Consider the following 8,739-nt stretch of genomic DNA (forward strand, 5'->3'; position numbering starts at 1 on the left):
ATTGATTTAACTAAATTAGTTTTTAATCCGAATTTACTAGAAGAAATAAATACCTAACGATCTTGATTTTTTGGGAAAAGAAAGTATAGTTTCAAATATTTTTAATTTGCTGCTGCTACAGGGCATTAATTATATCATGCCCTTGGTTACTTTCCCCTATTTAGTAAGGGTACTAGGAGTAGATCAATATGGTATTCTTTCGCTTTCATTAGCTGTTACCTCTTATTTTGTATTGATTACAGACTATGGATTTAACCTCTCTGCAACCCGACAGATTTCAATTCATAGAGATAATCCTCAAAAAGTAAATGAAATATTCGGCTCCGTCCTAATTATTAAATTAGTCCTAATGCTCGGATGCTTTTTTATTTTGATAGGTTTGGTTTTCACTTTTGAAAAATTCAACCAAATCCAGGATTTATTATTTCTTTCATTTGGGATGGTTTTTGGCCAGATTTTATTCCCAATCTGGCTTTTTCAGGGGATGGAAAAAATGAAGTATATTACTTATCTGAGTGTTCTCGCCAAATTGATTTTTACACTAGGGATTTTCATTTTTGTGAAGGGGGAAAGTGATATTTGGTTAGTCCCGTTTCTAAATTCCATTGGCCTTATCTTGGTCGGGGCTTTTTCTCTAATTTTAGTAATTAGGCAATTTGGCGTCAAATTCCACATACCTGAAAGAGATTCGGTCAGCTACTATCTTAAAGATGGCTGGAATATATTTACTTCAAATTTGGCAATTTTGGGTTACAAAAATAACTCAATGCTCATCCTTGCATTTTACCTTGATCCAATCAATTTAGGGTTTTACTCAATTGGGAAGAAAATATTTGAAGCCATCAATGGATTGAATGTAGTCTTATCTCAAGCTTTTTTCCCAAGTGTTTCGAAAGCCCAGGATCAAAAAAAATCAGGAATCTCGGAAACATTGAAAAACCTGTTCACCCTCTCGGTTTTCCTTTCAATAGGTATATTTCTTTCAACTTTTTTCTTCTCAGATTTTATTTCCCTTATCGTATCGGGTAGTAAGGAGGCCGTGATTATCGAAATTTTACAATTTTTAGCTATCGCTTTATTTATAATAGGAATAAATGTGCCCGCTGTTCAATACCTTTTGTCAACTGGAAATTCTAAAAAGTTTAGCATAATTGTATGGATAGGTGTGGGAGTCGATTTAGTCTTATTATTTCTTTTAGTACCTAAGTTTGACTATAAAGGTGCTCTGTATGCTACTTTGGTTTCTGAAACTTTGATTACACTATCTTTATATTACACCAGTTATTCGATTTTAAAAACTACACAAAATGTTTGAAGACATATTATTAAAATACCAAAATAAATACGGAAAGTGTGTATTGGAGTTAGGTCCTGGAGAGACTAAGCAGTTTGAATATTGCATAGGTTTGGATATGATGAAAAAAGATAGTGTGGATTATATCTGTGACTTGTCTAATGGATTTTCATTTATACAGGATAATAGTATTGATGAAATTCATTCCAGTCATTTTTTGGAGCACATCGAGAATCTCCCACTTTTTTTGAAAGAAACATTTCGAATTTTAAAGCCCGGAGGACGGATGGTTAATGTGGTACCACACTTTTCAAATCCTTATTTCTACAGTGATTATACCCACAAAGGTTTTTGGGGATTATATTCTATATCTTATTTTAGTAAAAATTCAATTTTTAAAAGACGAGTTCCTGCGTATTATAATGACATTAGTTTCGAGATTATTGATGTTAAACTAGTTTTTCGATCTGATTTCCGAATTAGAAATTTATTTAAAAGATTTTTAACTTTTCTATTCAACTCTTCTACCTATATGAAAGAATTGTATGAAGAATCATTCTCGTATATTTTCCCATGCTATGAGCTGTATTTTGTTATTCAAAAACCAAAATCTTGACCTTTAAATGGTTAAAATTTCATTTTTGTTTTTTAAATAAATGGAAGTAATAGTAGTTATTGTTACTTACGGAAGTAGGTTTCATTTCTTGGAACAGGTTGTTCAAGCGTCAATTCTTGAAGGCGCTTCTAAAGTTTGGATTTTTGACAATGGTTCTTCTGCCGAATCCAAACAGGGGATGAATTCTTTGAGCGAAAAGTATTCGATATGTCGTTTATTCACCAATGAAGAGAATATCGGAACTGCTGGGGCGTATGCAAGAATCTTAGATGAGGCAATTAAATTAGAAAATGACTTTTATTTCTGGTTTTTAGATGATGACAACCTTCCCACCAATGGTTCCCTTCTTGCATTAAAAGAAGCATATGCACTTCTATCAAGAAGGATGGAGAAACCCGTTTTGTACAGCTATAGAGGCAAGCATTGGAAAGATGATGCATTGGCGGTAACGCATGGTGTTATTAAAGGTCCAAGAGTTAATTCTTTCTGTGGGTTCGATATTCTAAGCTATTTAGGTAATAAGTTTTCTAAGAAACCCAATTTGGAGACCGAAAACGAAGTCAAATTTCCTGTTATCAAAACAGAGTATGGTCCATATGGCGGATTGTTCTCTCATGTGAGTAATTTTAAAAAAATAGGGTTACCCAAAAAAGAATTTTTTGTATACGCCGATGACCATGAGTATACCATAAGGTTTTCTCAAGTAGGGGTGACTCAGTTTTTGATTTATACCAGCCAGATAGAAGACTTGGATATGTCTTATAAAGAGGGAGAGGATATTTTTAGCCCCAATATTTCTTTGGTTAAGTTGTATTATTCATTCCGAAATACAACTTTCTTTTATAAACAAATAAAAACCAATAAGTTAAAGTACAAATTGAATCATTTATCACTTTTTTTTATTCTCATTTATTGGGGGTCCTTTAAATTTTTCAAGAACCCAAGTTTCATTTATACTCGATTGAAATTTTTGTTTTCTGCGATCAATTTGGGCGAAAAAGGGGAGTTTAGTAATTATTCTCAGACTCAAGAGTAGTTTAGGAATTTAATTTTAATCATTTAGGCGAGATATTTATTTTATGTGTGGAATTGCAGGGTTTGTAGATTACCAGTATTCTTCGGATGAGCAGGTGTTAAGGAAAATGACGGATTCTTTATTGCACCGAGGACCAGATGATTCTGGATACTATTATTCGACCGATTCAGGAATTCAGGTCGGACTTGGGCATAGAAGACTTTCGATATTAGATCTTTCGAAGCAAGGTCATCAGCCTATGGTTTTTCAGCATTTTCAGATTATCTATAATGGAGAGGTCTATAATTTTCAAGAAATACGTAGAGAATTAGAGGCATTGGGGTTTTCTTTTGATTCTAATTCTGATACTGAAGTTATCTTGAAGGCATTTAGCCATTGGGGTAAAGAAATGGTTCATCGGATGAACGGCATGTTTGCAATTGTTATTTATGATGCGCGTAAAAAAGCTGTTACCCTGATCCGTGATCGGGCAGGTGTCAAACCAATTTATTGGTATTTTAAAGATGGCTTATTCATGTTTGCCAGCGAGTTGAAGAGCTTTCATGAACATCCCTCATTTTCTAAGCAGATAGATAAACAAGGGTTAAGCCTGTTTTTTCAATATGGGTATATACCTCAGCCTTACACTATTTTTAAGGATACTCATAAGCTTATGGCAGGTCATATTTTAGAGTTTTCCTTTGAAAAATCCCAAATAAAAATTTCAAAATATTGGGATGTCGTGAACTGTTACAATAAGGAGAAATTGGTGATTTCAGAGCAAGAAGTCTTGATAGAAACTGAAAGTTTGTTGAGATCGGCCTGTGAGTATCGAATGATAGCTGATGTTCCTGTTGGTGTTTTTTTGAGTGGGGGGTATGATTCCTCTGCAGTGACTGCTTTACTACAAACTGATCGGACCGAAAAGATTAAAACCTTCTCTATTGGCTTTTCTGAGGAAAATTTAAATGAAGCTCCCCATGCAAAAAAAATTGCCGAATACTTAAAAACTGATCACACGGAATATTATTGTACCCAACAGGATGCTGTGAATATTTTGCCAGATCTTGCTTTTTATTTTGATGAACCATTTGCAGACAGCTCTTTGATTCCTACGATGTTGGTTAGTAAACTAGCTAGGCAGCAGGTGACTGTATCGCTAAGTGCCGATGGTGGAGATGAATTATTTGGAGGCTATGAAAAGTATATCGCTGCAGGTAAATACTATAATCTGTTTAATCGTATCCCCAATAGAAAAGAGTTTTCAGAAGTATTGGAAAAAGTTTCTCCTCGTAAAATGAAGGTGAATTCCTTATTTCCAAAATTCAGTGAAAAATTCTATCGTTCGTTGTCATTTATGAAGTCCGATTTCCATTCTGGATTCATGGAAAGTCTTCAGAAATTCTTCACAACTTCAGAGCTCAATGAATTAATGCGATTTGATTTAGAACATACCGTCACTGGTTTCAATGATTTGGAATTTCTAGCGGAAAATTTGTCTGATCTAGATAAAATGATGGCGCTAGATTTTAAAACCTACCAAGTGGATGATATTTTAACCAAAGTAGATCGTTCGACTATGTCAGTAAGTTTGGAAGGAAGAGAGCCGCTACTTGATTACAGATTGATTGAATTTGGAGCTCGGTTAGATTCCAGCTTAAAAATTAAGGAAGGAAATAAAAAGTATCTCCTTAAGGAAATTACGCACAAATATATCCCTAAAGAATTACTGGATCGTCCCAAAATGGGTTTTAGTATTCCTTTAGAAAAATGGTTGGTTGATGGCTTTGGTGAATACCTTGATTTTTATTTTCATCCAGATAAACTAAGGGAACACGGGCTTTTTAATGAATTTGAGATTCTAAAAATCAAGCAATTATTCTTGAAAGGTCATACTTACCTTTCAGGAAAAGTCTGGACTGTTTTGATCTTCCAAATGTGGTACGATAAATGGATGCGATGAAAATTAATCGGTTGGCAGTTTATACAGCTCTATTCGGGGATTATGATCAATTGAGTGATCCCAATGGGAATTTTGAAGGGGTTGATTTTATTTGCTTTACTGACCAAGAGTCACTTGTTTCTAAAGTTTGGGATATTCGGCTCGTTTTTGCTGAAAATCGGAGTTCACTCGAACTCAATAGAATGTATAAAATATTACCTCATTTGTATTTACAGCAATATGAGATGAGTATTTACATTGACTCTAATATTGTGATTAAAGAAAAGGCCAGTAAGTTATTTCTTCAATTAACTGAGAGTAAATACAAGTTTGTTCTTTCTAAGCACTTTGAAAGAAACTGTATTTATCAGGAAGCCCAGATTATTATTAAATCTAAAAAAGAGAAAGCAAATACTGTAAATCTTCAAATGAAAGGTTATCAAGAGGAAGGCTTTCCCAAAGAATTCGGATTAACAGAAAATGGTTTGCTTTTCAGAAGACACCTTGATCCTCAGATAATTGAGTCTATGGAGCTTTGGTGGAGGGAGTTTAGCAATAAAAGTAAAAGAGATCAACTGTCATTAATGTATGTGCTCTGGAAATTGAATGTTGATTATAATACCAATATTTTTTCCATCAGACGTAGCCCCTATTTTTCGATTGCGCTTCACAAAAGATTTGATACAAAATTTAACCGTATGATCGGATATGTAAAATTTAAGCGATTTTATGATTCTAATCAGCCCTTACCACCTTTTTTTGATTTTGTTGATAGAGTTTATGGTAAACTGGCGAATACAAATTGAATCTTTGACATGAATAGAAGTTTTGAAATAGGTTTTCTCTTTAGGCGAATAAAATTTTGACAACCCTTATTATTGCGATTTATGAGCGAAATTCTAAGCTGAGAACGGATATGTTGGCCTTCTTAGAAGAAATTTCAAGAAATTCCGCTTTCGAGGTGCTATTAGTTTACAATGGGGATTTGACTAACCTGGATCAGGTTCCAGAGACGGTAGTATCTTTTCCAAATCCTACCCAAGGTTATGATTTAAATTGCTACATAAGAGGATTTTTGGAAGGTATCTTGAGAAAAAAAAGGAAGTTTATTTTCATAAATAATTCTATTCATATCTCTAACCCATCGATTTTTAGTAATACATTGATAACAATGAATAAGAAGTTGGAGGAAACGATTTTTGTTAGTTTTAGTCTAAGTGAAGAGATTAAAAAGCATTTTCAAACTTTTTTGTTTGGAATAAACCTCAAAAATGACCCAAATTCCATAAATATAATATCGAATGCTTGTAAAAAGTATGACAGACCTTTTACAAGAGTTGAAGTTATTGAGCAATTTGAATTAAAAACTTACGATTATGTTGTTGATAATCTAAGGTGGAATTATTCGATTATGTTTAAACCAAATCTGGGATTAAAATTTAAAGGATATATATTGTTTTTAATTAAACTTGGTTTTTTAGATAATATTAAAGGACTACTGAAATTTGAGCGAATTAATTACAGTTTATTTTTAAAGAAAGATATTGAAAGAAATTTTGGTTTTAAAAAGATCAAATCAACTAGTGTCATAAATAATTGGAATGAGAATTAAAGATATTCGTCTGACGAACTGGATTTTTTCTGTCTGGCCAATATTTCTGATTTTGAGTCAAAAAGCACTTATTCCGGTACAGATCTTGTCTTTTTTGATTTCTAAGAAAGAGAAATTAATGATTTACTTTTTCCTTTTCTTCTTTATTTCTGGCTCTTTTCTAACCTTGTTTTGGCTTAACGATTCTTTGAAGAATGAATTTGGGTATAATCATTTTATCGGTTTTATTCTTTTTATTATTTCGGTTGTTTTAATAGGACATTCATATAAAGTTAATTTTGATTTTGATTTAAAGTGGATAACTTTATTTAATTTTATTTCCATAGTTCTTGCCATCTTATTTTTCATTCTCAATCTTGATTTTAGTTTTTTTCGAGGACTAAATTTTATCAGAGGATCCGATGGAGTTATTCATCGAGTATTTATAGAGACTACTCCGCTTTTAATACTTAATGATTATCGCTCATTCAAGAAGAAATATTTAAATATTGTTTTGTTTTTGTTGACTTTTATTTATGTGTTTGTTTTGTGCAAAAGCTTTTTCATTATTATTTTCTTTGTTTGGAAATTATGGAGAGATTACAAAGTATTAATAATGCAAAAATTTTGGTATTTTCTTCCACTTATTTTAATTAGTGTCCTTTTATTAGGTGTTGAGTTATTATCATATGTATTAAGAGCTGACCTTGCTTTGAGCATAGTGTTTAAGTATAATCAGTTATTAAGTATTATAAGTATGGTTAGTGGAGATTACTTGTATTTTGGAAGGGGCTTTGGGTTTGTAATTGATGAATTTGTTACAGATTTTAATCAACCTTATCAAATTGAAATGCAATTACCAATGCTATTTCTTCAAATGGGCTTTTTTGGTTTTTTGCTTTTGGCTTCTTTTATTTTCTTTATTTTATATTTTAGTGATGTTGAAAAACCTATTCAAAGCACTCTTATGTATTTTTCTATAGGATTTGTTAACCCATGGCTGTTTTTACCAATTTGGTTTTTGACATGCTGTTACTTCTTTAGAAAATAGAATGTTGAAAATTGCCTTGATTTGTTCATATAATGGACAAAATTACATCGAAGAACAGGTTTTGAGTATTATGAATCAGACCTTGGAGATAGATTTGGTGATCATTCATGACTACGGATCCACTGATTTATCAAGAAGTAAGATTGAGAAACTAAGCAGAGACTATGCTCATTTGTCGTTTCAATATTTTGATTACGCAAAATCAGCCTGTCATTCATTTCTCAATTCAATCTCAATTATCAGAGACTTCTATTTTGATTCTGAATATATTCTTTACTTGTGTGATCAGGATGATGTATGGATTCATACAAAAAATGAGATTGTTTTCGAAGAAATACAAAAAGGAGCGAAATTTGTTTTTCATGATGTAGTGATTGTGAATTCTGATCTTGAGACCATTAAGCCTTCTTTTTATCATAATTTTTGGGATGTTCAAAGAGATTTTTCACTTCCAAGTTTGTTTCTTTCCAATTGTGTTATAGGTCACACGATTGCCATGTCAAGTTCTTTTCTAAAAAATATTAACCTTGAGTTTGATGAAAGGATTCCAATGCATGATTGGTATCTTTCATTATTAGTATTGCATAATTCTGTCTCATATAAATTTATTCCTAAGCAATTAAGTTATTATCGACAGCATTCCAACAATGTTTTGGGTGCTTCTCAATCAAATCCGATTTTAAAGATAATAAAATCATATAGGCACGGAAAGACACTGCTGCTTTATCAAAAATTCCTTCTTTCAAGAGGTTTTGATACCACTGATGACCTAGCTATTCTTTTCAAGAATTCTTTGGATCTTAGACCTTATAATAAACTTGGCTTTATAGTATTGACTTTGTTTTTCTCTTTTTTTTACAAAATTTCAAATCAGTTTAATCGATTTTTTTTAAAGAATAATTGAGAAATAAACAAAGTATTAATTGTAAATACTTTTGGTTCTCATCTAATCATGTACTTTTTTAGAAACATTTTCAAATTTTGTTAATTTTTTTTCTAATTATTTTGATATTAGTATTTTCTATGGTTATCATTTTCCTTAAAGGAATTTATATCTATCAATAATTCAATAAGTAACTGGTTTTATTAGGATGTATATCATTTATATAAAATCTATTAAGAACTTTTTTTAAAATATATTATTTAGTTTTAGATCTGTAAATGTTTTCATATTGGTATTAAATATATCATTAACTTTAAGTTAAAAAAATGGTTTTATATTATAAAACT

At 31.6% G+C, this 8,739-nt stretch carries 8 protein-coding genes; all 8 read left to right on the forward strand.

Annotation, left to right across the window (positions count from 1 at the left end):
- The first annotated feature begins 70 nt into the window (after positions 1-70).
- Genes BVC88_RS21395 through BVC88_RS18135 form a run of 8 tightly spaced genes read left to right on the forward strand, consistent with a single transcriptional unit; the run spans position 71 to position 8,413 of the window.
- Positions 71-1,315 carry a flippase gene (locus BVC88_RS21395; RefSeq protein ID WP_083639150.1) on the forward strand — a complete coding sequence of 415 codons (1,245 nt, stop codon included), beginning with the start codon at positions 71-73 and terminating at the stop codon, positions 1,313-1,315.
- Positions 1,308-1,910, forward strand: coding sequence for a class I SAM-dependent methyltransferase (locus tag BVC88_RS18105; protein ID WP_075352123.1), 603 nt, complete (start codon positions 1,308-1,310; stop codon positions 1,908-1,910). Before BVC88_RS21395 ends, BVC88_RS18105 begins: the two co-directional genes overlap by 8 nt.
- A 40-nt stretch (positions 1,911-1,950) precedes the next feature.
- Positions 1,951-2,946, forward strand: coding sequence for a glycosyltransferase (locus tag BVC88_RS18110; RefSeq protein ID WP_075352124.1), 996 nt, complete (start codon positions 1,951-1,953; stop codon positions 2,944-2,946).
- Between the two features lie 43 nt (positions 2,947-2,989).
- The gene (gene asnB, locus BVC88_RS18115) at positions 2,990-4,888 is read left to right on the forward strand and encodes an asparagine synthase (glutamine-hydrolyzing) (protein ID WP_075352125.1); all 1,899 of its coding nucleotides are present in this window, start codon (positions 2,990-2,992) and stop codon (positions 4,886-4,888) included.
- Complete coding sequence (locus BVC88_RS18120; RefSeq protein ID WP_175574446.1) at positions 4,885-5,673, forward strand: glycosyltransferase domain-containing protein; 789 nt, start codon at positions 4,885-4,887, stop codon at positions 5,671-5,673. The genes asnB and BVC88_RS18120 overlap by 4 nt, the downstream gene beginning before the upstream one ends.
- A 56-nt stretch (positions 5,674-5,729) precedes the next feature.
- Positions 5,730-6,479, forward strand: coding sequence for a hypothetical protein (locus BVC88_RS18125; protein ID WP_139316605.1), 750 nt, complete (start codon positions 5,730-5,732; stop codon positions 6,477-6,479).
- A complete protein-coding gene (locus BVC88_RS18130) occupies positions 6,469-7,509 on the forward strand; it encodes a hypothetical protein (RefSeq protein ID WP_075352128.1) in 1,041 nt (346 codons plus the stop codon). The genes BVC88_RS18125 and BVC88_RS18130 overlap by 11 nt, the downstream gene beginning before the upstream one ends.
- Before the next feature lies 1 nt (position 7,510).
- Positions 7,511-8,413 carry a glycosyltransferase gene (locus BVC88_RS18135; protein WP_075352129.1) on the forward strand — a complete coding sequence of 301 codons (903 nt, stop codon included), beginning with the start codon at positions 7,511-7,513 and terminating at the stop codon, positions 8,411-8,413.
- The last annotated feature ends 326 nt before the right edge of the window (positions 8,414-8,739 follow it).

Source organism: Algoriphagus marinus, assembly GCF_001936475.1.
GTDB classification, from domain to species: Bacteria; Bacteroidota; Bacteroidia; order Cytophagales; family Cyclobacteriaceae; genus Algoriphagus; species Algoriphagus marinus.